The organism is Nocardia cyriacigeorgica GUH-2 (assembly GCF_000284035.1).
In the GTDB taxonomy this organism is placed as follows: domain Bacteria; phylum Actinomycetota; class Actinomycetes; order Mycobacteriales; family Mycobacteriaceae; genus Nocardia; species Nocardia cyriacigeorgica_B.
This window is the reverse complement of the sequence record NC_016887.1, coordinates 760,578-784,397: the sequence shown is the minus strand read 5'-3', so window position 1 is coordinate 784,397 and position 23,820 is coordinate 760,578. Positions and strand designations below refer to the sequence as shown.

23 protein-coding genes are annotated in these 23,820 nt (G+C 67.9%); 14 read left to right on the top strand and 9 right to left on the bottom strand.

Annotation, left to right across the window (positions count from 1 at the left end; all coding sequences use genetic code 11):
• Positions 1–38 precede the first annotated feature (38 nt).
• A complete protein-coding gene (locus tag NOCYR_RS29025; protein ID WP_148280518.1) occupies positions 39–305 on the bottom strand; it encodes a hypothetical protein in 267 nt (88 codons plus the stop codon).
• 67 nt (positions 306–372) lie between these two features.
• On the opposite strand from NOCYR_RS29025, the gene NOCYR_RS03720 reads away from it, so the two are divergent.
• Positions 373–1,431: an alpha/beta fold hydrolase gene (locus tag NOCYR_RS03720; protein ID WP_231856025.1), complete on the top strand. Its 1,059-nt coding sequence runs from the start codon at positions 373–375 to the stop codon at positions 1,429–1,431.
• A 155-nt stretch (positions 1,432–1,586) separates the two neighbouring features.
• Positions 1,587–2,390 (top strand): SDR family oxidoreductase, encoded by an 804-nt coding sequence (locus NOCYR_RS03715; protein ID WP_014349019.1) that lies wholly within the window; start codon positions 1,587–1,589, stop codon positions 2,388–2,390.
• A 186-nt stretch (positions 2,391–2,576) separates the two neighbouring features.
• Here the strand turns inward: NOCYR_RS03715 and NOCYR_RS03710 are convergent, their stop codons facing one another.
• Entirely contained in the window at positions 2,577–2,876 is a 300-nt protein-coding gene (locus NOCYR_RS03710) for a hypothetical protein (RefSeq protein ID WP_014349018.1), read from the bottom strand.
• Positions 2,877–3,046: 170 nt separating this feature from the next.
• Between NOCYR_RS03710 and NOCYR_RS03705 the strand changes: the two genes are divergently transcribed.
• Entirely contained in the window at positions 3,047–4,267 is a 1,221-nt protein-coding gene (locus NOCYR_RS03705; RefSeq protein WP_014349017.1) for a helix-turn-helix domain-containing protein, read from the top strand.
• A gap of 288 nt (positions 4,268–4,555) precedes the next feature.
• Here NOCYR_RS03705 and NOCYR_RS03700 read toward each other — a convergent pair whose 3' ends face one another.
• Positions 4,556–5,200: a dihydrofolate reductase family protein gene (locus NOCYR_RS03700; protein WP_014349016.1), complete on the bottom strand. Its 645-nt coding sequence runs from the start codon at positions 5,198–5,200 to the stop codon at positions 4,556–4,558.
• Positions 5,201–5,305: 105 nt separating this feature from the next.
• The gene (locus NOCYR_RS03695; protein ID WP_014349015.1) at positions 5,306–5,983 is read right to left on the bottom strand and encodes a TetR/AcrR family transcriptional regulator; all 678 of its coding nucleotides are present in this window, start codon (positions 5,981–5,983) and stop codon (positions 5,306–5,308) included.
• Positions 5,984–6,082: 99 nt separating this feature from the next.
• Between NOCYR_RS03695 and NOCYR_RS03690 the strand changes: the two genes are divergently transcribed.
• From NOCYR_RS03690 to NOCYR_RS03680, 3 genes are all read left to right on the top strand, one after another.
• A complete protein-coding gene (locus tag NOCYR_RS03690; RefSeq protein ID WP_014349014.1) occupies positions 6,083–7,642 on the top strand; it encodes an MFS transporter in 1,560 nt (519 codons plus the stop codon).
• Complete coding sequence (locus NOCYR_RS03685; protein ID WP_158430109.1) at positions 7,626–8,339, top strand: hypothetical protein; 714 nt, start codon at positions 7,626–7,628, stop codon at positions 8,337–8,339. The genes NOCYR_RS03690 and NOCYR_RS03685 overlap by 17 nt, the downstream gene beginning before the upstream one ends.
• Positions 8,340–8,482: 143 nt before the next feature.
• Positions 8,483–9,109, top strand: coding sequence for a helix-turn-helix domain-containing protein (locus NOCYR_RS03680; protein ID WP_014349012.1), 627 nt, complete (start codon positions 8,483–8,485; stop codon positions 9,107–9,109).
• Here the strand turns inward: NOCYR_RS03680 and NOCYR_RS03675 are convergent.
• On the bottom strand, positions 9,091–9,666 hold the full coding sequence (locus tag NOCYR_RS03675) for a dihydrofolate reductase family protein (protein ID WP_014349011.1): 576 nt from the start codon (positions 9,664–9,666) through the stop codon (positions 9,091–9,093). The two genes, NOCYR_RS03680 and NOCYR_RS03675, sit on opposite strands and share 19 nt — an antisense overlap.
• A gap of 201 nt (positions 9,667–9,867) precedes the next feature.
• Here NOCYR_RS03675 and NOCYR_RS03670 point away from each other — a divergent pair, with 201 nt between their 5' ends.
• The 4 genes from NOCYR_RS03670 to NOCYR_RS03655 all read left to right on the top strand — a co-directional run bounded on the left by NOCYR_RS03670 (position 9,868) and on the right by NOCYR_RS03655 (position 14,838).
• Positions 9,868–10,614, top strand: a complete 747-nt coding sequence (locus NOCYR_RS03670) for a DsbA family protein (protein WP_014349010.1) — start codon at positions 9,868–9,870, stop codon at positions 10,612–10,614.
• An 80-nt stretch (positions 10,615–10,694) separates the two neighbouring features.
• Positions 10,695–11,654, top strand: a complete 960-nt coding sequence (locus NOCYR_RS03665) for a transporter substrate-binding domain-containing protein (RefSeq protein ID WP_014349009.1) — start codon at positions 10,695–10,697, stop codon at positions 11,652–11,654.
• Positions 11,655–11,712: 58 nt separating this feature from the next.
• Complete coding sequence (locus NOCYR_RS03660) at positions 11,713–13,320, top strand: BCCT family transporter (RefSeq protein ID WP_014349008.1); 1,608 nt, start codon at positions 11,713–11,715, stop codon at positions 13,318–13,320.
• 69 nt (positions 13,321–13,389) lie between these two features.
• A complete protein-coding gene (locus NOCYR_RS03655; protein ID WP_014349007.1) occupies positions 13,390–14,838 on the top strand; it encodes an alanine/glycine:cation symporter family protein in 1,449 nt (482 codons plus the stop codon).
• An 85-nt stretch (positions 14,839–14,923) separates the two neighbouring features.
• Here the strand turns inward: NOCYR_RS03655 and NOCYR_RS03650 are convergent, their stop codons facing one another.
• Both NOCYR_RS03650 and NOCYR_RS03645 read right to left on the bottom strand, forming a co-directional pair.
• Entirely contained in the window at positions 14,924–16,513 is a 1,590-nt protein-coding gene (locus tag NOCYR_RS03650) for a GMC family oxidoreductase (protein ID WP_014349006.1), read from the bottom strand.
• 20 nt (positions 16,514–16,533) lie between these two features.
• Positions 16,534–18,249 (bottom strand): aldehyde dehydrogenase family protein, encoded by a 1,716-nt coding sequence (locus NOCYR_RS03645; protein ID WP_231856024.1) that lies wholly within the window; start codon positions 18,247–18,249, stop codon positions 16,534–16,536.
• Between the two features lie 290 nt (positions 18,250–18,539).
• Between NOCYR_RS03645 and NOCYR_RS03640 the strand changes: the two genes are divergently transcribed.
• Entirely contained in the window at positions 18,540–19,745 is a 1,206-nt protein-coding gene (locus NOCYR_RS03640) for a PucR family transcriptional regulator (RefSeq protein ID WP_014349004.1), read from the top strand.
• Positions 19,746–19,804: 59 nt separating this feature from the next.
• Here the strand turns inward: NOCYR_RS03640 and NOCYR_RS03635 are convergent, their stop codons facing one another.
• Entirely contained in the window at positions 19,805–20,116 is a 312-nt protein-coding gene (locus NOCYR_RS03635) for a pyrimidine/purine nucleoside phosphorylase (protein ID WP_014349003.1), read from the bottom strand.
• Positions 20,117–20,282: 166 nt separating this feature from the next.
• On the opposite strand from NOCYR_RS03635, the gene NOCYR_RS03630 reads away from it, so the two are divergent.
• Positions 20,283–21,164, top strand: a complete 882-nt coding sequence (locus NOCYR_RS03630; protein ID WP_014349002.1) for a universal stress protein — start codon at positions 20,283–20,285, stop codon at positions 21,162–21,164.
• Between the two features lie 92 nt (positions 21,165–21,256).
• On the top strand, positions 21,257–22,423 hold the full coding sequence (locus tag NOCYR_RS03625) for a thiolase family protein (protein ID WP_014349001.1): 1,167 nt from the start codon (positions 21,257–21,259) through the stop codon (positions 22,421–22,423).
• On the opposite strand, the gene NOCYR_RS03620 is transcribed toward NOCYR_RS03625, so the two are convergent.
• Complete coding sequence (locus tag NOCYR_RS03620; protein ID WP_014349000.1) at positions 22,424–23,008, bottom strand: helix-turn-helix domain-containing protein; 585 nt, start codon at positions 23,006–23,008, stop codon at positions 22,424–22,426.
• Positions 23,009–23,099: 91 nt separating this feature from the next.
• Here NOCYR_RS03620 and NOCYR_RS03615 point away from each other — a divergent pair, with 91 nt between their 5' ends.
• Complete coding sequence (locus NOCYR_RS03615) at positions 23,100–23,696, top strand: class I SAM-dependent methyltransferase (protein WP_014348999.1); 597 nt, start codon at positions 23,100–23,102, stop codon at positions 23,694–23,696.
• Positions 23,697–23,820: the final 124 nt, after the last annotated feature.

Below are 23,820 nucleotides of genomic sequence, written 5' to 3'. Positions count from 1 at the left end.
CCAGTGGGTGAGACCGGGACACGCAATCGAGGACAGTCTTACCGATCCCACAGATGCAGGGCGCTCCAAGTGCCGCTGGCCGCTGCGAAGACCAAGTCGGAGCCGTCGAAGACTTCCTCGAGGTTCTCCGGACGCAGGCTCCCGAAGCGTTCGGCGCACAGGTCGACCTGCAACAGCCCATCGAAGTGGGTGAATTGCGGGGAGTCGTAGAGCACCCCAGCGAAACCTGCACTCTCGTCGATGCGGAACCGCCGCACGTCGAGCAGCTCCAGGCACACCGGTTCCCAACGAAGGTTCTCACTCACGACTCTGGCGTCGATCACGAGCTTCACGACCCGTCCACGCGGTTGCCGACCGAATTCCTGATCAAGGATGACGCGGCGGAGGCAGGAGTCACCGAACGCGTATCGGGCCAGCAAAGCCGCGATCCCATCCCCCGTCAACGGGTGCGGTCCAAGCTTCCGCTCCGGCACTGGTCTGAGATCCACTGCGCTCCCTGCTTCGAAGGTTTCGATCGTAACCGTCGGCTTCATTCCTGGCCTTAATTTTGTTGGCTGGGCAAATGCCGTGTCAGCGGATGTATCAGCCCGGTGTCAGACCGGTGTCAGCCCGGTCGGCGACGGTTTTCGCATGACGAACACAGCGAACACCTCGATCAGCAACACGACCGCTTCGGCGTGGACCGGCATGGTGCCTGTCGATGACACCGCACTGTATGTGACGGACTCCGGGGGCGCCGGTACTCCGGTGCTCTACCTCAATGGCGCTTACGCCGATCACAAGCATTGGCGGAAGGTGATTGCCGAGCTCGGGTCCGGGTTGCGGCACATCACCTTCGACGAGCGGGCTCGGGGCAAGTCCGAGCGGTCGGCCGACTATTCCTTCGAGGCGTGTCTGCGTGATATCGACGCGGTGCTCGCCGCACGCGGGGTGGAGCGCGCGATTCTCGTGGGCTGGTCCTATGGCGGTGTGCTGGCGTGGCATTGGACCGATCGCAATCCTGAGCGCGTCGCCGGGGTCGTCACTGTCGATTCCGCGCCTTACGGGCTCACCGGTCCCGAGGGTGCCGAACGGATTCGGAAGCTGTTTCACCGCATGCGGTTCCTGCTTCCGTTGACTCGTCCGTTCGGGATGGCGGCGCGGATGAGCGCTGCCGAGCATGCCGAGGTCAATATCGAACTCAATGAGATCGCCGACGCCAGTGGCCCGGTGCTCGAGCGGCTGCGGCGGCCGGTGCGGTTCGTGGTGGCGACCGGGAACAGCCTGGGCAGTGAGGACGGCGAGATGGAGAAGGCGCGGACCGCGCTCGAGCCGGTGTTCGCGAACAATCCGAACGTCGTTCTCAGTGCGAAGGTTTCGAGCAATCATTCGAAGATCCTGAGCAAGGACTTCGCGGCGATCGCCGACGCGGTCCGCGAGATCGCTGGATGAGTCCTGCTCCCCGCATCACGGACCTGGACCGCCGGGCGTCGCCATCGCTGCGCCCGGCGGAGGCTCGACAACGCCGTCGAAAAAATTTCTCGCCCCGTGTCACACCCAGAACCGCTGCGTCGTCCTCTCCATGAACCCGAACGAAGGAGCAGGACATGAGCAACATCGACCAGCACAGCAAGATCGCCGTCGCGGGCGCGACCGGACGCCTCGGCCGCCACGTGGTCGACGTGCTGCGGGAACAGGGTCACGAGGTCGTCGAGATGTCGCGCTCCCAGGGCGTGGACATCGTCACGGGTGAGGGCCTGGCGCAGGCGCTGACCGGCGTCGACATCATCATCGACGCCGCGAGCACCCCCTCGCCCGACGAGGCCGAGGCCATCGAGTTCTTCACCGCCTCCGCCCGGAACCTGCACGCCGCCGGGCAGGCGGCGGGAGTGCAGCGGCTGGTGGTGGTGTCCATCATCGGCATCGACGCCGCCAAGGCCGGCTACAACCTCGCCAAGCAGGTCCACGAACGCGAGGTGCTCGCCGGCCCCGTGCCCACGGCCATCCTGCGGGCCGCGCAGTTCGACGAGTTCGTGGAACTGCTGCTGCGCTGGGGCATCCGGGGCGAGGTCGCGCAGCTGCCGCGCATGCGGACCCAGCTGGTCGCCGCCCGCACCGTCGCCGAAGAACTGGTCCGCCTGGCCTTCGACCCGAATGCCACTGAAGCCCAGCAGATCCCGGAGGTCGCCGGTCCTCGCGAGGAGCGCCTCGCGGACGCCGCCGCGCTCGTCGCCGAACGGCTCGGCCTCGGCATCCGGATCGAAGAGGTCAGCGACCCGGCCAACCTGGACACCCCGCTCAACGAGGGCGGCGGGCTGCTCCCGAACCCGCACGCCACCCTGGCCGGCCCCACCTTCGCCGAGTGGGCCGACCGCAACCTCGCGCGTGTGGAAGGCGCGTCGGCCCAGTGAGGACGGTCGCGGGCCGGCGGTAAGCCCTTCGGAACAGGGCTGACCGCCGGCCGCCTGCCTTTTCCCGCCTACACACCCGATGATCTTCGCCTCCGCGCTGCGCGGCCCGGACTTACCGACGTGGCCACACCGCCCACACCAGCACCACCAGCGGAAGACCGACCACGATCACCCACCCGACTGCGATCACCGCGCCGACCCGGCCGAATACCAACGGGCGAACGACAACCGGGGCCGCATCACTTCCACATCGGCAATGTGCATGACGCGGTTCAGCTCCAGCGGACCGAGATGCTCCGGAGCAGGCAGGATCACCACCTCGACCCCGGCAGCACGCACCTGATCCGCGACGGGTAGCACCGAACGCTCGTCCGGCCACACGATCCGGTACCCCAGATGCCGCGCGAACCGCGCCAACTGCGCGGCATCCCACTCCGGCGCGGCACTCACCTCATGATCGATCCATCCGAACGCGGTCGGCGTCATCGTCTCCCCTGTCGGTCCCCTGCTGGTGTGCGCCCACCGCCGGGGAACCGAGCTCGACCCGGCGGCGGGGCGTGCGATCAGCTTTCCGCCGACGGGCGCGCGAGTTGTTCCGGTAGGGAACAATGCTCATAGGGCGTTGGAACTCGATAGGGAAAGCGCAGGTACGTGGCATGACCGACGAGCCAGACACCTACATCGGCCAGCGGGTACGCCAGATTCGCGCGCGGCGGGGCATCACCCAGCAGGTGCTCGCCGACCGTGCCGGGATCAGCCGGTCGGTAGTCGCGAAGTATGAGGCCGGCCTCCGGCCCGTTGATTCGCGCCGCGCCCTGCTAGCGCTGGCGGCGGCGCTGGGCGTCACAATGGGCGACCTGACCGGGCACGAACAAGAACGGCTGGATCCGTCCGCGGCCGGGTTCCACTCGTCGGTGCCCGATATCGAGATCGCGTTGTGGTCGGCAGGCAATGTCACGCACGCCGCGCCACCGCGCACCCTGGACGAACTGAGCACGGCCGCACAGCGTGCCGCAGAGCTGCGCATCGCGTGCGATTATGCGGCGTTGGGGCCGATGCTCGCGCCGATGCTCACCGACTGCTACCGGCACATCCGCGATGGTGCCGACGCCGACCGGGAACGGGCGTGGGACGTGCTGAGCATGGCCGCGCACACGACAGCCGCGGCACTGAAAGCGCGCGGGTACGGCGCACTGTCCTGGACGGCCGCGCAGGAGGCCGAGAACGCCGCCCGCAACATCGGCGGAACGGCCGCTCTCGCCGCGACCGCATTCGCCCGCAGTCAGGTGCTCCTGTCCCGGCCCGGGTCACTGCCCGCTGCTTTGGAGCACGCCGAAGGCACCGCCGAAAAGATCGCTGCCGACGTGCGCACGGTCGGCGAGATCGAAACGTACGGGATGCTGCACCTACAGGCATCGTTGGTAACGGCGGCCATGGGCGGCGACCCGGAACCCCATCTGGACGAAGCGGCCGAACAAGCGGGCAGACTTGCCGCCGCACCACAGGGCAAGTCGATCCTGCGCAATCCCACCTTCGGCCCGGCGAACGTCCAGTTGTGGCGCATGTCGGCGGCGATGGAGCGCCGCGAACCCGGCCAGGTCCTCGCGCTCGCACCGAGTCTGTCGGCGAACGAGCTGCCAGCCGAAGGCCGACGCGCTCAGTACTTCGTCGAAATCGGCCGCGCCCATGCGATGAAGCGCGACTACCGCAATTCGCTATACGCACTGCTGCGGGCCGAACACACCGCGCCCCAACATGTTCGCAACATGAGCCACGTCCGCGAACTGGTCGGCCACATGATGCGCACCGCGCGCCGCGACCTGACAACGGGCGAACTCGGCAAACTCGCGCAGCGCGTCGGCGTCGTCCCCGCCTGATCCATCGATTCGCTCTCACGTCCAGTAGTCAGATGCAGCATCGTCACCAACATGCGCTCGGGCTCGCAACGACCATTCCGTCGACGATCTCGATGCCTGCACACCGCTCCTCGGACCAGGAGTCGTATTCCACGGCCGTGATCTGATGGCGCATCCATTCAGGGGTTCCAGCATCGGCTGTCATGACACCGCACCTCCCCAAGCACCGCCGGGCCGGATCCCGCAGCGGTCAGCGTACAAACGGAGCTGGGCCCGATCCATAGGGCCGCGCCGCCATCACCGAAACCCTCAGCGCGAGAACGTCACGTGGATCGTCCCGCTCTCAGCGACTTCGCTGTCCACCGTGTAGCCGCTCTCGAGCTCGCGCAGGTCGTCCCACAGCCGCTCGCCGCGGCCGAGCAGGATCGGGGTGATGCCGACGTGCAGTTGATCGACGAGGCCTGCGGCCAGGTAGGTGCGGACGACGGAGATGCCGCCGCCGATGCGGACGTCGAGTTCGCCGGCCGCTTTCTGCGCCAGGGCGAGAGCGTCCTCCGGGGTTTCCTGGAGGAAATGAAAGGTGGTGCCGCCCGCCATCTCCAACGTCGGGCGCTGTTCGTGGGTGAGCACGAAGACGGGGACGCCGAAGGGTGGGTTGGGGCCCCACCAGCCTTGCCAGTCGGGGTCGCCGGGGTGGGCGTGCAGGCCGAACATGCCGGCACCCATGATCTCGGCTCCGATGCCTTCGAAGTAGGCGGCGGCGTATTTGTCGTCCACGCCGGTGGTGCCTGCGCCGGAGGTGTCGCCGAAAACGCGCTCACGGAACGTGCGGGTCGCCGCGTAGGCCGCGACGAGGCGGTTCCAGTCCTGGCCCATCGGGTCTTCGGGGGTTTGGTCGGTGGTCGTCGCGTACCCGTCCAGCGAGATATTCAGATCGACGCGAACCTTGCCCATGACCACTCCTCCATCTGATTGCAAATTGCAACCACCAAGTTAGACAGCTTGCACCGAGGAGTCAAGACAGGAGGCCGTGGGACGCCCAGCCTCGGAACGCGGCTACTACGCCCCCGCACCGCCGATCCGCACGTGATGCTCCCCCGCCCCGTCGACATGTCCACCATCCATGGCCCGGCTGTGCGCGAGTAGGGCGTCGTAGTCGACGGCGGCGCCGCGCATGATGGTTTCGATGGTGCGTTCGGCTTCCTCATCGTCGAGGTGGTCGCCGAAAAGGGCTCGGTAGTGGACGAATGCGGCGACTATGTCGAGTAGCCGCTCGATGTCGACGTCGTCGCGGAGATCGCCGCGGTCGACGGCGCGACGCAGCATTTCGCGGACGGCCTTTCTGGATGGCTCGATCACCGCCTCGAGGTAGCGGCGATGCAGTTCGGGGTCGGGCACGCAGTCGGCGTACAGGGCGCTGAAGACCTCGGGGCGGATAGTGCGGTAGGCGGTGAGGAAGATGGAGAGGCTGTCGGCGATATCGCAGAGCGTGCATCCGGTGTCGGGTGGGACCGGCGTGGTCAGGCGGCTTTCGATCGCGGCGAGGACCAGCTCGGGCCGCCCGGACCAGCGGCGATAGATCGCCGGGCGTGAGGTTTGCGCGCACCGGGCGACCTCACCCACGCTGACGGCCGCGTAGCCGCCGTCCTCGAGCAGCTGAAGCGTCGCCGCCGTCACGGATTCCGCGATGCGGGTATCGCGAGGCCGGCCGCGCGGTTTGCTCGTGCTGTCTCCCATTGCTCCAGATTAGCTATTCATTACGTGACACCACGTAATGAAACCTGTTACGCTCACTCATAACGTGACACTCTGTAACGTATTTCTGAGGGAGTGGCGATGCAGACTACCCAAGCGACCACCCGCGAATGGCTCGGCCTTGGGCTGCTCCTGCTGCCGATGCTCGCGCTGGCGACCGACCTGACCGTGCTGTTCTTCGCCTTGCCCGCCATCAGCGCCGACCTGAACGCCAGTGCTTCCCAGACGATGTGGATCACCCACGTCTACGGCTTCTTGATCGCCGGATTCCTGGTCACTGCGGGGAGACTCAGCGATCGCGTCGGCCCGCGCCGGTTGCTGCTGACCGGATCGGCGGCCTTCGCAGTCCTCTCCGTGGTGGCGGCCTTTTCCACGACCGCGGCGATGTTGATCGTCGCCCGAGCTGCGCTGGGCATCGCCGGGGCGACGCTGATGCCCTCGCTGTTCTCCTTGCTGCGCACCATGTTCCGCGACGACACCCAACGTCGCCTCGCCATCGCGATCGCATTCAGCGCGTTCACGGTGGGCGGCGCCATCGGGCCCGTGCTGGGCGGTGCGCTGTTGGAGTACTTCTGGTGGGGCACGGTCTTTCTCGTCAATGTCCCGCCGCTCGTGCTGCTGCTCATCGCGGGAACCCGGCTGCTCCCGGAACGGGCCGAACGCAATCCCACTCGCATCGATCCGATCAGCGTCACACTGTCCGTGACGGCGATGCTGGCCATCGTCTACGGGCTCCAAGAACTCGCCGCCGGGCAGTCCGCAGGCGGAGGCACCGCATGGCCGCAAGTTGTGTGCATCCTGGTGGGACTTGCCGTTTCGGGGTTGTTCGTGCGGCGTCAGCGCCGGATACCGGAGCCCTTGTTCGACCTCGATCTGCTCGGCCATCGGCAGGTGCGCGTATCCCTGGTGACGCTACTGCTGATGGGTATCGGCGTGACGGGCATGTTCTACCTCTTCACCCAATACCTGATGCTGGTCGCCGGGCTGTCGCCGCTACGCGCCGGACTGTGGACGATGCCCTACATCGTGCTGGATATCGCCGGAGCGATGCTGGCGCCCCGGCTCGCCCGGCGGTGGCGGCCCGAGGCGGTTGTCACGTGTGGAGTTCTCATCGCCGCGAGCGGTGGCCTCGGTGTCGCCGTCTTCTCCGGCCCGAGCACACCGCTCGCGTTCCTGGTGGCGGCCATTTCCGTGGTCGGATTGGGCCAGGGTATGGCCGGGGCGATGGTCAGTGACCTGATCATCTCCAGCGCGCCGGCCGCGAAGACCGGCTCGGCTGCCTCGGCGCAGGAGGTGGGCGGGGAACTCGGCACCGCGCTCGGCATCGCGGCGGCGGGTGTCGTCGGCGTCGTGGCCTACCGCGGTTACCTCAGCGGCAATCTTCCCGCGGATGTCTCCGATTCGGCCGGTCGGATGCTCCAGACGAGCGTCCACGAAGGGGTTGCGCAGGCGCAGCGGCTTCCGACCGGCGAACCGGCGGTGTCGGCCGTCGTGCACGCGGCGGTCGGCTTCGGGCTCCAGGTCTATGCGGGGATCGGCGCCGTCGTCCTGGCGCTGACGGCCGGGCTGGTCATCGCATCCCGGTTCCGTTCCGGAAATGTCGTTTGTGAGCAGGAGGACGACCTTGTCTGCGCCCGATGAAATGAAACTCGTGCGGCACATTCGAGCGTTCACACCCCGTGAGGTGCGCGCCTGGGAACAGATCGACGACGGAATTCGGATCGGCGCCGCCGTAGCCGCGGACTACGCCCGGATGAGCGCCGGTTTCACGCGGATGAGCGCCGGCGCACGTGCTCCCCTCGCGGCACCCTACGAGGAAGTATGGATCGTCACCGCGGGCACGATGACGATTGACAGCGCTGACGGCAGCACGGTCGCCCGGCCCGGAGATCTGGTTCATCTCCACCCCGCGAGCCGTGGCGAATTCAGCGTCACGGCGGATCTCGCCATGCTCGCGCTGGCATTTCCGCCGGTGTGGGAGATCGAACTCGCGGAATGGGAAGTCGCCCGTGAACAGTCCACCGCAGGACCATTCGCGCGGATAGTGTCCAGCCGCCACGACACCCACCGGCGGCACGGTGCGGACCGGCTGTTCCTCGCTGCCGAGGCGGGACAGCATTTCGAGGTGGGTTTCATCCGTGCGGGCGCCCGCGTCGAGTTCGATGCCCCGAACGATCAGGTGATCGTGGCGACCACGGGGCGATTTCAGATCCGCGGCGCAGGCCCGGTCGGCCGGACCATCGTGGTCGAGCAAGGAGAGTTCGCCTATCTGCCGGCGGGATCCAGCGGCACGCTGTCGGCCGAACCCGGTGCGGAGATGGCCTGGGCGCGCCTATGAGATCCGAGCGGGTGCTCGTCGACCCGGGCCGCTTCCCGCTCAACGCTTAAAATTCCGATGTGGGACTGCTCTTCGAAACACGCGCGTCCGATTCGCCCTGGGTCGAATCGATATGGATGTGCCGTGCCGAGGAAGTCTCCACGATGACGTCGGTCGCCAGCGAGACCTGGGGATTGGTGTTCTGGGAGCAGGAGGGGCGCCGGTTCGCGGCGGTGACGGGCCCGGAGACGCGGACCGGGACGGCGCCCGTGCCCGAAGGCGCGGTGTTCACCGGCATCCAGTTCAAGGTCGGCACCGCACTGCGGACCGTGGCTACGCCGACCCTGGTCGACGGCGGGATCGCACTGCCCGATGTGAGCGAACGAAAGTTCTGGCTCGATGGCGCGCACCGCGAGATTCCGGGAGTCGATGACGCGGAGGCGCTGGTAGAGCGGCTGGTCCAGGAAGGGGCGGTGGTGCGCGATCCGCTGGTCGCGGCCACCCTGCAAGGCTCGCCACCGGAGGTCAGCGAGCGGACGCTGGAGCGCCGGTTCCGGTCCGCCACCGGGCTCACCCACGGCGCGATCCGCCAGATCGAACGCGCCCGCACCGCGGCGTTCCTGCTGATGACCGGGGAAACGCCCGCCGACGTGGTCGTCAAGCTCGACTACTACGACGAACCGCATCTGGCCCGCGCGCTGCGCCGCTATATCGGGCGCACCGCTGGACAGTTGCGCGCCCAGGCCGGCGGCCCGCTCGCCCTCGACCCCACTCAGCGCACCACGTCGTAGATCAGCTTGGTGACCCCGTTGGAGTAGCCGGCCTGATCCCGGAGCCGCAGCTGCTGCTTCTCCCGATCCGTCCGGGGGAACAGATGCTTGCCCGCGCCCAGCAGCACCGGGAAGACCAGAAGGTTGTAGCGATCGATCAGGCCGGCTTCGGCCAGGCGCAGGGCCAGTTCGGCGCTGCCGTGGATGAAGATGCCGCCGCCGTCGGTCTGCTTGAGCTTCGCGACCTCGTCCTCCGAGCGGAGGATGGTGATCGGGCCCCAGCCGTCGATCAGGTCGTCCTCGGTCAGCGTCGACGACACCACGTACTTCGGCAGGTCTTTGTAGGCGGCGTGATCCTCGGAATCGCGCCAGATCGGCGCGAACGCCTCGTAGCTGCGGCGGCCGAACATCAACGCGCCGGTATCGGCGAGTTCCTCGGCCTTGAGCGAGTAGGCCTCCGGGACGAACTCGGTCTGCATGACCCAACCGCCGCTGCGATGCCCCTCGGCCGTGCCGCCCGGCGAATCCACGACGCCGTCCAGCGACATGAAACCCGTGTAGACCAGTTCGCGTGCCATCGAAATCCTCCTGAATGTGTGCCTCGTTCGTTGTCGACGCCAAGCTTAGGAACGGCCACCGCTGATGTCTTGGACGAAACCGACACGTGCGATCCCCTCCACCACCGGAGCTGTGACCAGCGCGTTCGCGGCTTTCGCGACGGGCACCCGGCCTCCCGTTAGGCTGGCCCGGGACTATCGGGCTAGCGGAAAGCATGGGACGTGAACACCTATCCGGGCGGATGGCCGCCGCCGCAGAAACAGCAATCGAATCAACGACTTCTGGTCGTGCTCATGCCTTTTCTGGTGCTGGTGCTGGTCGCCGCGGCGGTCGGCATCGGGTTGCTGGCGCGTGGCCTGGTGACCTCGACGGTCACCGGCACCGCCACCGCGATGTCCGACGGCACCACCCCGGAGAACGTGCTGGCCGACGGTGCGGTGCGAGTCGGCGACGACGACGCGGAGGTGACCGTCCGGGTCGTCATGGACCTGCAATGCCCCGCCTGCCAGAAGTTCGAGGAGGCCAACGGGTCGGTGCTCGCGGACGTGGTGCGCGATGGCAGCGCCGCCGTCGAATACAGCGTCATCACCTTTCTGGACAGCATGAGCGAGACCGAATACTCCTCCCGCGCCGGCAACGCATCGTTCTGCGTGGCCAACAGCGGCTTGGACAATTACCAGAGCTGGCTGTCGGAGATGTTCGTCCAACAGCCCGTCGAGGGCGGCGAGGGATTGCCCGACAGCACACTGATCGATATCGCCGAATCGGCCGGATACACCGATTCCGCTGTGGCCGAATGCATTATCAACCGTCAGTTCGACAGCTATCTGCGCACGAAGACCGACCAGGTGCTCCGCTCCGGCGTCACCGGCACGCCCACCGTCTACGTCAACGGCGCGGAAGTCACCGACCGCCGCGCCCTCATGGCGCCGGGCGGCCTCGCCTCGGTGATCGCCGCCGCGCGGTGAGTTAGCCGCGAACGCCTGCACGAGCCGCCGCCGCGGGTGGATCATAGGGCGGACAACGTTGTCGGCGGAGGGATGGCGGTATGGCGCGTACCTGGTCGAGGCGACGATTCCTGCAGGTCACCATGGTCGGCGGGGGCCTGCTGACGGCGCCGGGGCTGATCGTCGGATGTGATGCGGTCGGGCTTGGCAACACCCTGGACAAGATCAGGGACGCGGGCGTGGTCAAGGTCGGCTACTCCGGCGAGCGGCCCTACGCCTACGACGACAACGGCCTGGTCGGCGCGATGCCTGCGGTCGATCGCGCGGTATTCGAGCGGCTCGGCGTCGACCGGCTCGAGGGCGTGCTGGTGCCGTTCCGCAGCCTGATCGGCGGCGTGAATTCCGGCGCGTTCGACGTGATATCGGCGGGCATGTTCGTCAACAAGGCGCGGTGCGAGCAGATCGCGTTCAGCGAACCCATCTACTGCGCGCAATCGGCCCTGCTGGTGGGTAAGGGCAATCCGAAGCAGCTCAGCGATTTCGATTCGATCGCCCGCACCGCCGCGACCGTGGCGGTGCTGGCGGCCGCCGTCGAAGAGTCGTATGCGCAGTCGGCCGGGGTCCGCAACGAGAAGATCAGGGTGGTCGGCAGCCAGGACGAAGGTCTCGCGCAGGTCGCCCGAGGACAGGTCGATGCCTTCGCGCTGACGAGTATTTCTTTGCGCGCCATGCTCGAACGCGCCAGGCGGTCCGGGCCGGCCGGACCCGAAGGCGGCCCCTCGGAATGGGCGAATGCGGTGGAACTCCTGCCGCCGTTCACCACCGTGGTCGACGGAAAGCCCCGGCTCGGCTGCGGTGCGGCCGGATTCCGGAAAACCGACGGATCGCTGCGCGAGGCCTACAACCGCGAATTGGCCGTGCTGCGCAGGGAAGGGCGGATCCTCGAACTCACCGCGCCCTACGGTTTCACCGAAGCGGAAATGCCGGAACCATCGGTCCGGACCGACGATCTATGCACAATCGACACCGGTGGCGGTGTCCGCGGACCGCTGCCGCGGTAGAGTCCGCAGGATTTGCCCGAACGCCCAACGCAACTCGGCCGGCTGAGGTGGGGAATCAATGAAAGATTCACGAGGGCAGGACGAACAACGGTGGCGCGCCGGCATCGATATGCCGGTGACGATCGTCGCCGCCGCGCTGACGATCGTGTTCCTGCTCATCGGCGTAGCGTTCTCGGATCAGATGCGCGTGGCCGGTGAACACATCTACGCCTTTATCGCCAGACAGTTCGGCTGGGTGTTCGTCATGGCGACGGCCGGGTTCGTGTTCTTCATCCTCTATCTCGCGTTCAGCAAGTACGGGCGGGTGAAACTGGGCGATCCCGGCGATGAGCCTGCCTATTCGACGTTTTCCTGGATCGCGATGATGTTCGCCCTCGGCGTGGGCATCGGCTTGATCTTCTACGGCGCCTACGAGCCGGTGACACTGTGGGCCGAACCGCCGCCCGGCGGACCAGAGCCACGCACAGATGCGGCCGCGGTGGTCGCCATGCAGTATTCGATCTTCCATTGGGCGCTGCATCCGTGGGCGTTCTTCGGCGTCGCGGGGCTGGCCTTTGCCTATACGACGATCGTCAAAGGGCGTCCGTCGCTGGTCAGCGCGACCTTGCGGCCGTTGATCGGCACGCGGTCCGATGGGTTGGCCGGCCGGGGCATCGACACGTGGGTCATCGTGACGACGATGGTCGGCAATGCGGTCACCCTCGGCCTGGGCACCCTGCAAATCATCGCCGGGCTCGGATTCATCTCCGATATCGAAAGTTCCACGCTGGTATTGGTTCTCGTGGTCGGTCTACTGACAGCGGCCTTCATCTTCTCGGCGGTCGCGGGCGTGGACAAAGGCATCAAACGGCTCGCCGATTTCAACACCCTGCTCGCCATCGCGCTCGGCGTGTTCATCCTGGTGCTCGGACCGTTTTCGTTCATCTTCAATCTGCTGTCGCAGGCCATGGGCGGCTACATTTTCAACTTCCTGCCCATGTCGTTCGAGACCGGCGCCTTCGCCGACGGGCAATGGATGCAGGACTGGACCGTCTTCTTCTGGGCCTGGGGCATCTCGTGGGCGCCCTACGTCGGCAGTTTTCTCGCGAAGATCTCGCGTGGACGCACCATCCGCGAATACGTCTTCGGGGTGCTGATCGCGCCCAGTCTCGCGACGATCGTCTGGTTCTCCATCCTCGGCGGCGCGGCCCTGGACCTGCAATTGAGCGGTGAGCGCGATATCGCGGCCGTCGCCTCGGAAAGCGCGCAGGCGGCGTTCTTCGAAGTGCTGGCGGCGTTTCCGCTGTCCACCGTCACCAGTATCGCGGTGATCATCCTGGCCGGGGTGTTCTTCATCAGCGGCGCCGACGCGGGCGCCATCGTGCTCGGCACCTTCTCCTCGAAAGGCGCCGACGAACCGAAGAAATGGCTGGTGATCGCCTGGGGTCTGCTCGTCGGCGCGGTCGCGTTGACGCTGCTGGTGGTGGGCGGACTGGATGCCCTGCAATGGGGTGCGATCGTGGTCGCGTCGCCATTCGTCCTGATTCTGGTGGCGATGTGCGTGGGGCTCGGGAAGGAGCTGCGCGCCGATGTGAAAGCGGGCCGGGTGACCATGGTCGGCAAGAGCACCGACAAAGCCCGAGCACGCGCCGCGTCGGTATCGAGGAAGTACCGGTCCGAGGACTGAGGGGCCGGATCGCGACCCGCGGCGAGGGCGTGCCCCGCACAGCGTTAGCCAGTCCGTAGCCTGCTGTGGGTGAGCACACTGGATTCCCTGATCGTCGACGTCAATGACGCGATGTGGTCGTGGCTGCTGATCCCGCTCGTCGTCGCGACCGGGTTGTATTTCACCTGGCGGGGGCGGATGGTGCAGCTGCGGTTGCTGCCGGAGATGCTGCGGACCATTACCGAACGCACCGAGGTTGCCGAGGACGGTAAGCGGCCGGTGTCGGCGTTCGGCGCGTTCACCATTTCCGCGGCCGCACGGGTGGGCACCGGCAATATCGCGGGTGTGGCGACGGCCATCACCCTGGGCGGGCCGGGTGCGGTGTTCTGGATGTGGGCGATGGCGATCGTCGGCGCGGCATCGGCATTCGTGGAGTCGACGCTCGCGCAGCTGTACAAGGTGCGTGATCGAGCACCCGGGACGTTCCGCGGCGGGCCGGCCTACTACATGGAGCGCGGCCTGAACCGGCGGTGGATGGGTGTGCTGTTCGCGGTGGTCATCACGGTGACGTTCGGTCTGGTCTTCAACGCGGTGCAGGCGAACACCATCGCGAGCGTGACGAAACGGTCGCTGTCCACCGACAGCTCACTGATGACGACGGTGCTCGGCCTGGGCCTGGCCGGCCTGCTGGCGCTGGTCATCTTCGGGGGCGTGCGACGCATCGCGCATATCACCGAGGTGCTGGTGCCGCTGATGGCGGTGCTCTACATCCTGCTCGGCGTGATGGTGGTGATCCTGAACATCGGCGACCTGCCCCGGGTGCTCGGCGATATCGTCGGTGGTGCGCTGGGCCTGCGTGAGGTGGCCGGCGGCACCGTCGGCGCGGCGATTCAGCACGGCATCCGCCGCGGCATGTTCTCCAACGAGGCGGGCCTGGGGTCGGCCCCGAACGCGGGCGCCTCGGCGCATGTCTCGCATCCGGTGAAACAGGGCCTGGTGCAGTCGCTCGGCGTCTTCTTCGACACCCTGCTGATCTGCTCCATCACCGCCTTCATCATCCTGACCACCAACCCCGAACCGTCCGAGCGGCGCGGCGCGGATCTCACCCAGAGCGCGCTGGAGGCGACCCTCGGTTCCTGGTCCGGGCACCTGCTGACCGTCATCGTGTTCATGCTCGCGTTCAGCTCGCTGATCGGCAATTACTACTACGGCGAATCGAATATCGAATTCCTCACCGCCCGACGCTCCGCCTTGCGGACCTACCGAATCCTGGTGCTGCTCGCGGTCTTCGGCGGTGCGCTCGGCTCGGTGAGCCTGATCTGGAACCTCGCCGACGTCTCCATGGGTGTGATGGCGCTGGTCAACCTGGCCGCGATCATCCCGCTCGGCGCCATCGCCTTCCGGCTCCTCGACGACTACCAGCGGCAGCGGCGAGCGGGCCGCGACCCGGTGTACGTGCACCGGGCAGCGATCGCCGACCCGAGCGGGGTCGATTGCTGGCCGCAGGAACCCGAACGGGAGCGGACGCCGTCGGGGTAGGATCGGACCGACGCGGTCACCACGGCGGCAGCGCGAAAGCGACAGTCTCGCGCCCGCGTCGACCCGACTCTGCCCCCGCCGATGATCAGCGGTTGTCGGCGCGGATGAGGTCGGCCGCCTTCTCCCCGATCACCACCGCCGGCGCGTGGGTGTGGCCGCGGATGATCGTCGGCATCACCGAGGCGTCGGCTACCCGCAAGCCCTGGACGCCGCGGACCTTCAGCTCCGGGGTGACGACGCTGGCGGCGTCGCTGCCCATCCGGCAGGTGCTGGTCGGGTGGTAGAGGGTGTGCGAATGCCAGGTGAGGGCGTCTTCGAGGGTCTCGGCGATGGTCGGCTGTTCGCGCTTGGGCTGCAGGAACCGGCCGATCCGGGAGCCGAGCGGCGCCGAGGTGACGATGTCGTGGGCGGTGTGCAGCCCGGCCAGCATCGCGGCGCGGTCGGCGCCGTCGCTGTCGGACAGGTATTTCGGATCGACGACCGCCTTGGCCAGCGGGTCGGCCGAGGCGAGCGTCACCGTGCCGCGGCTGCGGGGCTGCACGAGGATCGGGCCGATGGCGATGCCGTGGCCCGGCGCGACGCCGATGCCCTCGTCATAGAACGGGGCGGGTCCGAAGATGATCTCCAGATCGGGCAGCTCCAGGTCGGGCCTGCTGCGCACGAAACCGTAGGCCTCACCCACATTGGAGGTGAGCATGCCGCGCCGCCGGGCGAGGTAGTTGATGAGCTCGAGCGGCTTCTCGGCAGCGAACAGTGTGCCGGAGTCGACGGCGAAACCGATCAGCGCGATCAAATGATCGGCGAGATTCGCGCCCACCTCGGGCAGGTCGTGCAGCACCGGAATACCGTGCGCGCGAAGCTGTTCGGCGTCGCCGATGCCGGACAATTGCAGCAGTTGCGGGCTGTTGATCGCGCCGCCGCACAACACGACTTCCTTGCGGGCGCGCACCGTCTGGGTCCGGCCGTCCTTGCGGTATTCGACACCGACCGCCCGGGTGCCCTCGAACAGCACCTTGGTCGTGTGCGCGCCGGTGAGCACGGTCAGGTTCGACCGCTTGCGCGCGGGCTTCAGATACGCGTCGGCGGTGCTCCACCGCGCGCCACGGTGCTGGCACACCATGGTCTGGGTGAACCCTTCGGGCTGTGCAAGATTGGCCCGCTCGCGTTTGAACCCGGCGTGCTCGACGGCGGCGAGGAAGTCCGCGGTCCACCGGCTGGGGCAGCGCTGATGCGAGATGTGCAGCGGTCCGCTGCGGCCTTCGTCGGCTTCCCTGGCGCCCTCGACGGCCTCGATCCGCCGGAAGTACTCGACCACATTCGCGAACGACCAGCCCTCCCCCGCGGCCCGAGCCCATTCGTCGTAGTCGGCGGCGAACCCGCGCACCCACATCATCGCGTTCATCGACGACGAGCCGCCGAGCATCTTGCCGCGCGGATAGAAGATCTGCCGGTCGCCCAGCTCTGGCTGCGGGGTGGTCAGGTAGTTCCAGTCCAGCTCGGTCTGGAACAGTTTCGAGAAAGCGGCCGGAATGTGGATGGCCTGGTTCTTGTCTTCGGGTCCGGCTTCCAGCGCGATCACCGTATCGGCCGAGCGTTCGCTGAGCCGTGCGGCCACCACCGCGCCCGAGGAGCCGGTACCGACGACGACGTAATCGGCAATGGTGTTGGTACTCATGTGTTTTCTCCAGTTCGGGCTCAGCCGCGCAGCGCGGAGGCGAAGATCATCGGCAGGCGAGTCCAGCCGGGGTCGGCGGCGAATCCGGTGAGCAGTTTCCCGGTGCTCGCGGCGGTCTTGTTGCCGACGAACCACGGCGGCTTCGGCGAAATGGCGAGCTCCCCCTTCAGCAGCGACCGCGGCGCGGGACGGAACGGTCCGTGCACCACCGTGCGCTGCACCCGGTCGATCAACCAGGCGTTGTGCACCACACCGATACCGCTCTGCACGTCGTCGAGGGTGTGGCCCGGGAAGGCGCCCCAGGTGGCGGTGGGCGTCAGGAAGCCGACGCCGGTCCAGGCATTGATCGCGATCGTGCCGTAGCGCAAGTCTTCGATCATGTCGTCGAAGGCCGCGCCCAGTTTCGCGATGGTGTCCGGCGCGGCGATGATGTTGACGCCCAGCGTGCCGACGAAATCGTCATTGGCCGTCCGGGCCGCGGCGCGGGCGAAATCCGCTCCGGTGCCCGGCAACTCGACCACACCCAGCACCGGCGCGAAGTACTCCTCGGCCAGCAGCGGCTCGTGCGGAGACGGTCGCACACCGGTGACCAGCACGCGCTCACCGCTGCGCCCGAGACGTTCGGCGTCCGGGTAGGAGGCCAGCGCCTGCCCGACACGGTCATCGCTGCCGGGGTAGTAGGCGCGCCGTGCGGGTGCGTTCGCCACGGCGGTCCGCAGCGCGGTGAGGAATTCGTCCTTCTGCGGCCAGTCGGCGGAGATGATCAGCGACTGCGCGGCCACGCAGTTGTACCCACCGTTGTGCAGCCGCTGGGTCGCCACGTGCTCGGCCTGGAAGGCGATATCGGCCGAACTCCACTCGCCCGGCAGCACGATTGTCGGCGAGACGCCGCCGAGTTCGCTGGTGACGGGCTTGTCCAGCTTCGGGGTGCCGGCCAGTTTCCGTTCCGCGGCCTCGGCGCCGGTCCCCCACACGATCGCGTCATGCGTCTTCGCGCTGCCGGTCATGTGCACGTGGGCGACGCGATCATGGGTGACCAGGTAGCCGCCCACGTCCGCGCCGCCGGTCAGCACCCGCACCGCGCCCAGCTCGATGAGCGGAGCGAAGATCTTGGTGAATACCGGCAGCAGCGGGTCGGTGATCGGGTTGAGCTTCAGCGCCACCACGCGGTTGTGCGCGATCAGCTCGTAGAGGGTGTCCAGCGGCGCGATCGACATGATGTTGCCCGCGCCCAGAACCACGCCGATGCCGTTGGTGCGGCGCGGATCGAGCTGGGCCAGACCGGCATTGGCCTTCGCGGCGGCACTGCTGACACCCCGCTGCAGCCACACCTGAGCGCTGAATCCGTTGAGCAGCAGCGCGTCGAAAACGCTCGCCGGGAGGACGTCGATGGTGACGTGATCCCCCGCGACACCGAAGTTCGCCTTGTCGAGCGGCGACTTGCCCTGCTCGAGCACGCCGAGCGTTTCCGACAGCGCGCCGAGGCTCGCGGCCAGCACATACGGGCCGGAGATCCACTCCTCGCCGACCAAGGGCGACGAGGCGTCGAGCCCCTTGATCCGGACGGCGGCCTCCACCCAGTCCTCGGCGTGCCTGCGGGTGAGTTCACGCATCCGGTCGAGCAGTTCGCGCCGGCCGCTCAGCGGAAGGGCCGCCCACCGCCGCTCGCCCTCGGCGAGTTCGGACAGGGCGGTGTCAACGGCGGCGTGCGTCGACGGCGCCACACTGGTAACCACCTTCGATCCTCCAAGACGTCGGGCGGTCCGCGCACAGTCGCGCTGCGGACGGGATCGACCAATTGTGTGTCCTGGACCACTCCCGCGGCCATGTGCGGCCGTAGCGGACATGCGGCGTCGCGTTTGTGCCCGCGCACAATCGCGGCGGCTCGAGCGCACTCGTGAACGACTGACCTCGGCTTATGTTCCGAGGAAGACCACGTGGTTCGATCCGCTGCCCGGCACGGCCGATTGTGCGAGGCAACAATCGACGGTGGCGCAGATCACTCCGGTACGCGTACCCTGGCGGCGTGACCGCTCCACCTCGAACAACCCCGGCCCGCCCCGCGCTGGATCTGCTCGAGCGCGTCGGGGAACTGGCCGACGAACTGGTCGCCCGGATCGTCGTCGCCGACCGCTCCTACGGCGATGCCGGCCTGCTCACCGCCGAGGAACTCCATGCGGCGTGCCTGAGCAATCTGACCGCGATCATCACCGCACTCGGCGGCGCCGAGCCCGTCCGGTTGCAGCCGGCGCGCGCGGTCGGGCGGCTCAAGGCCGAGCGCGGGGTACCGATCGCCGCGCTGCTGCACGCCTTCCGGCTCGGCGGCCGGCTGATCTGGGAGCAGCTCACCGCGCGGTCCCCCGAACCCGGCGACGCGGAATTGCGCGACCTCGCCACCGCGCTGTGGGAACTCATCGACACCTACTCCGACACCGCCGTCGAGTCCTATCGCGAGACCGAGATCCTGCTCGCGCACGCCGATGCCCAGGCCCAGAGCCGGTTGATCCGCACCCTGTTCGACGACAACTCAGGAAATCCCGCTCGCGTCCTGACCGCCCTGCGCACCCTCGGCCTGCCCGAACACGGCACCTACGCGGTGGTGTCGATCGAGACCGACGATCCCGGCGCGGCACTGCCGGGCAACCTCGTCACCGCGGTCAAGGATGCCGGGGCCCGCTCGGTGTGGGATTCCCAGATCGACACCCACGCCGGACTGCTGTGCGCCGGATCGCCCGCGTCGATCGACCGCGCCGTGACGAAGCTCGCCGGCCTGGTCGAGGGACGTATCGGGGTGAGCACGAATTTCACCAGCCCGCAAGCGATTCCCGGTGCACTGGCCGAAGCGCGGCTGGCCGCCCGCAGCGTCCGGGCGGGTGCGCGCACCGCGGTCCGGTTCGGTGATCAGCCCGTCGGCCACCTGCTGGTCATGCTGCCCGAGGCGAGCAGGCTGGCCGCCACCCAGATCCTCGGGCCGGTGCTCGGCCTGCCCGAGCCCGAGCGCGACGACCTGATCGACGCGCTCCGTGCCTGGTACGAATGCCGCGGTTCCACCGCCGCCGCGGCCGAACAACTGCACTGCCATCGCAATACCGTGCGCTATCGGCTACGCAAGATCCGCGACCTCACCGGACGCGATACCGCCGATCCGGTCCAGTCGGCCGAGCTGCATCTCGCACTCCAGGCCGTCACGCTGCTCGGGCCGGAGGCAGCGCCGGCCGTTACGTCGGCCTAGCCGCAGACGAGTCCGCCCCGGCAGCATCGCGCTACCGGGGCGGAAGGACCTCGCGAAGGTCAGCCGTAGTGGCAGACGTAATGCATGGTCTCGCGCACCTCGATGTCGAACGAGCTGTCGCCCGGCACCGAGAACGACTCGCCCGCCCGGTACACCACGGCCTCGTCCGCACCGGCGAAGGTGACCGCGCACTCGCCTTCGATGAGTTCCATGACCTCGGGAGCCGCGGTGCCGAAGGTCAGCGTGGCCGGCTGGATGACGCCCACCGACTTCTTGGTGCCGTCGGGCAGCTCGAGGCTGTAGCTGACGCACTTCCCATCGAAGTAGACGTTGGCCTTCTTCGCGACACTGACATTCTCGAACTGCGACATGGTCTCTTTCCCGTGGTGAGCTGGAGGCGTCAGCCTACTTCAGCAGGATTCCGGGGCGGGCTCGGCGTGGGGCCGTAGGCTGGGCGCAAGCGTCACCGATGAGATCAACCGCGCCCGCCACGGTCGGATGCTCGCCCGGTCCGGCCTCGACACCCGGAGGCCCGTCATGTCGAATCCCCGAATCATGCCCGCCGACGCGCCGATCGTGGTGGCTGTCGACGGCTCGCCACAGTCCATGCACGCGGTGGCGTGGGCGGCGGCCGACGCGGCGTCGCGGGCCCGGCCGCTGGCGATCGTCTGCTCGCCGGAGCTGCCGTCGGATATGCGCCCGAGCGTGTTGTTCTCCGCCGACGACATCGCCGGGTCCCAGCGCCGAGCCGAGCAGACCCTCGAGCGTGCCGCGGATTTCGCGAAGAAGACCGAGGTTCCCGGCGTCTCGACCGAGCTGATCGACGGCCGGATCGTGCCGTATCTGCTGGCGCGCTCGGCCGATGCGGTGATGATCGTGGTCGGTAGCCGCGGGCTCGGCGCGTACCGGCGCAGTCTGCTCGGCTCGGTCAGCACCGCGGTGACCAGGCATGCGAAATGCCCCGTCGCGGTGATTCGCGACGTGTCCGCGACCGACCCGGTGTCCGCGGCGAAGCCGGTGCTGGTCGGCGTCGACGGCACCCGCAACAGCGAGCCGGCGATCGAACTCGCCTTCGACGAGGCCTCCCGGCGCGGCGTGGGACTCATCGCGCTGCACGCCTGGACCGACGTCACCGGCATGGACGTGCCGATGCTCGATTGGGTCGACAGCGAGGACATCGAGGCCGCGACACTGGCCGAGGCTCTGGCCGGCTATTCCGAGCGCTACCCCGACGTCGACGTGCAGCGCGTGCTCGAACGCGATCGCCCCGCCCGCTCGCTGTCCCGCGAGGCCGAGAACGCGCAGCTGGTGGTGCTCGGCAGTCACGGACGCGGCGGGTTCACCGGCATGCTGCTCGGTTCGACCTCCGAATCGGTGCTGCACTCGGTGGAATGCCCGGTGATCATCGTGCGCGCGTAACGACTCCCTCTGGCCGACGAACGCGAATCCGTGTTAACTTACTGCGGAATGGTCATTAACTTGACCGGTCGGCCGGAAGTCAGGAGTTGGTCATGGAGACCGCGGTCATCGTCGACGTCGTGCGTACCCCCTCGGGCAAGGGAAAGGCCGGTGGCGGGCTTTCCGACGTGCACCCCGCCAACCTGCTGGCCGGCGTCCTCTCGGATCTGCTCGGCCGCAACGACCTCGACCCCGCGCTGGTCGACGATGTGATCGGCGGCTGCGTCACGCAAAGCGGTGAGCAGGCGTTCAACATCAGCCGCACCGCGGTGCTCGCCGCCGGATTCCCGGAGTCGGTGCCCGCCACCACCGTCGACCGGCAGTGCGGATCCAGCCAGCAGGCCGCGCATTTCGCCGCGCAGGGCGTGATCTCCGGCGCCTACGACATCGCCATCGCGTGCGGCGTGGAGTCGATGAGCCGGGTGCCGATGTTCTCCAATGCCGCGGGCCAGGATGCCAACCGCGGCCCGATTGCGCACCGCTACCCGGAAGGGCTGGTCCAGCAAGGCATTTCGGCCGAACTGCTGGCCGCGCGCTGGAAGCTCGATCGCGGCCGGCTCGACGAATTCGCCGCCCGCTCACACCGATTGGCCGCCGAGACCGCCGAAGCGGGCGGGTTCGCCAATGAGCTGGTCACCGCGGGCCGGCTGGACGCCGACGAAACCATTCGCGCCGCCACCACCGTCGACAAGCTCGCCGGGCTGAAGCCGGCCTTCGTCGACGACGCCTACAAGAAGCGGTTCCCGGAGATCGACTGGTCGATCACGCCGGGCAACTCGTCGCCGCTGACCGACGGCGCCTCGGCCGCGCTGATCATGAGCGAGCGGATGGCGAGCAAGCTCGGGCTGCGGCCGCGGGCGCGGTTCCATGCGTTCGCCGTCGTCGGCGATGACCCGCTGCTCATGCTCACCGCCGTGGTGCCGGCCACCCGCAAGGCGCTGGACAAGGCCGGGCTGACCATCGACGACGTCGACGCCTACGAGGTCAACGAGGCCTTCGCGCCGGTGCCGCTGGTCTGGCAGCACGAACTCGCCGCCGATCCGGCCAAGCTGAATCCGCGCGGCGGCGCGATCGCCCTCGGCCACCCGCTCGGCGCGTCCGGCACCCGCATCCTGGCCACCATGGTCAACCACCTGGAGCAGACCGGCGGACGGTGGGGCCTGCAAACCATGTGCGAGGCGGGCGGTCTGGCCAACGCCACCGTCATCGAACGGCTGTAATCACTCGGGCCGGTAGCGGGCCCGGATGTGGAACCGTTCGCCCTGCGGACCGTAGATGCTGAGGTATTCGACGGGGTGTTCGTCGGCATTGCCGAACCAGTGCGGCAGGTGGGTGTCGAATTCGGCGACCTCGCCCGCGGTGAGGACCATGTCGCGATCGCCGAGGATCAGCCGCAGTTTGCCGTTGAGCACGTAGAGCCAGTGATAACCCTCGTGGGTGCGCGGGTCCGGCTCGCGGTCGGCGGGGCGTCCGGCCAGGATCTGCTTGAAGGCCTGTAGGCCGCCGGGCTTGCGGGTCAGCGGGATGACGGTCTGGCCGTTGCGGGTGAACGGGCGCGCGTAGACGCGCGGGTCGCCGGTCTCCGGTGCGTTGACCAGCTCGTCCAATGGCACCTGATGCGCCTTGGCCAACGGCAGCAGCAGCTCCAGACTGGGTTTGCGCTGCCCCGACTCCAGCCGCGACAGCGTGCTGACCGGGATGCCGGTCAGTTCGGAGAGCGCGGCCAAGGTGGTGCCATTGCGGCGGCGCAGCTCCCGCAGCCGGGGACCGACCGCGTCGATCACCTCGTCGAAGTCCCGTTCCATACCGATATTGCAGTTCTGGCAAATTTCTTTGTCAAGTTCGCATGGTCGGCCGCATGCTGTCGTCATCAGCTTCGAGAGACGGAGAAACGCGATGGACCAGCAGTTCTGGGACGAGATGTACGGCAGCCGCGACCAGTTGTTCAGTGGCCTACCCAACGATGTGCTCGTCGCGGAGGTGAGTGGGCTCACGCCGGGACAGGCGCTCGATGTCGGGTGCGGTGAGGGTGCTGATGCCCGCTGGCTGGCCGAGCACGGGTGGAAGGTCACCGCCGTTGACGTGTCCCGAGTCGCCCTGGAGCGCGCGGCCACGACCAACCACGAGGTCGCGTGGTCGCATGCCGATCTCACCGCCACTCCGCCGCCGCCGGACTCGTTCGACCTGGTCTCCGCGCACTACTTCCCCATCGAGCTCGAACCCGAGCACACCACAATCCGCGGATTGATCGCCGCGGTGGCGCCGGGCGGGACACTGCTCGTGGTCGGCCACGATCCGGCCGACTTCCCGCCCGATCATGAGCACGGGTTCGATCCGCGCGACTACTACCAGCCCGAGCAGGTGGCCGAACTGCTCGGCGACGAGTGGACGGTGCTGGTGAATTCGGCTCGGCCGCGCACCCGTCCGGGGCCGCCGGGAACCCATCACACCAGCGACGTGGTGCTGCGGGCGCAACGCAAGCCCGTCGGCTGATCGGCGCCGGCCACCCGGCCCGTTGGAGCCCGCTTCGCGTCCAGAAAGGGCGGCGGCGCCGGTCGATACCTTCGCCGATACCGGATCGGCCTGGCGAGCCATCCCCACGATTCCAGAGCCGATT

Bases quoted from the DNA above. Each gene is read 5' to 3' on its own strand.
- NOCYR_RS03720 (WP_231856025.1), top strand. From the start codon at position 373: ATGACGCGGCGGAGGCAGGAGTCACCGAACGCGTATCGGGCCAGCAAA.
- NOCYR_RS03715 (WP_014349019.1), top strand. From the start codon at position 1,587: ATGAGCAACATCGACCAGCACAGCAAGATCGCCGTCGCGGGCGCGACC.
- NOCYR_RS03710 (WP_014349018.1), bottom strand. From the start codon at position 2,876: ATGACGCCGACCGCGTTCGGATGGATCGATCATGAGGTGAGTGCCGCG.
- NOCYR_RS03705 (WP_014349017.1), top strand. From the start codon at position 3,047: ATGACCGACGAGCCAGACACCTACATCGGCCAGCGGGTACGCCAGATT.
- NOCYR_RS03700 (WP_014349016.1), bottom strand. From the start codon at position 5,200: ATGGGCAAGGTTCGCGTCGATCTGAATATCTCGCTGGACGGGTACGCG.
- NOCYR_RS03695 (WP_014349015.1), bottom strand. From the start codon at position 5,983: ATGGGAGACAGCACGAGCAAACCGCGCGGCCGGCCTCGCGATACCCGC.
- NOCYR_RS03690 (WP_014349014.1), top strand. From the start codon at position 6,083: ATGCAGACTACCCAAGCGACCACCCGCGAATGGCTCGGCCTTGGGCTG.
- NOCYR_RS03680 (WP_014349012.1), top strand. From the start codon at position 8,483: ATGACGTCGGTCGCCAGCGAGACCTGGGGATTGGTGTTCTGGGAGCAG.
- NOCYR_RS03675 (WP_014349011.1), bottom strand. From the start codon at position 9,666: ATGGCACGCGAACTGGTCTACACGGGTTTCATGTCGCTGGACGGCGTC.
- NOCYR_RS03665 (WP_014349009.1), top strand. From the start codon at position 10,695: ATGGCGCGTACCTGGTCGAGGCGACGATTCCTGCAGGTCACCATGGTC.
- NOCYR_RS03660 (WP_014349008.1), top strand. From the start codon at position 11,713: ATGAAAGATTCACGAGGGCAGGACGAACAACGGTGGCGCGCCGGCATC.
- NOCYR_RS03650 (WP_014349006.1), bottom strand. From the start codon at position 16,513: ATGAGTACCAACACCATTGCCGATTACGTCGTCGTCGGTACCGGCTCC.
- NOCYR_RS03635 (WP_014349003.1), bottom strand. From the start codon at position 20,116: ATGTCGCAGTTCGAGAATGTCAGTGTCGCGAAGAAGGCCAACGTCTAC.
- NOCYR_RS03630 (WP_014349002.1), top strand. From the start codon at position 20,283: ATGTCGAATCCCCGAATCATGCCCGCCGACGCGCCGATCGTGGTGGCT.
- NOCYR_RS03625 (WP_014349001.1), top strand. From the start codon at position 21,257: ATGGAGACCGCGGTCATCGTCGACGTCGTGCGTACCCCCTCGGGCAAG.
- NOCYR_RS03620 (WP_014349000.1), bottom strand. From the start codon at position 23,008: ATGGAACGGGACTTCGACGAGGTGATCGACGCGGTCGGTCCCCGGCTG.
- NOCYR_RS03615 (WP_014348999.1), top strand. From the start codon at position 23,100: ATGGACCAGCAGTTCTGGGACGAGATGTACGGCAGCCGCGACCAGTTG.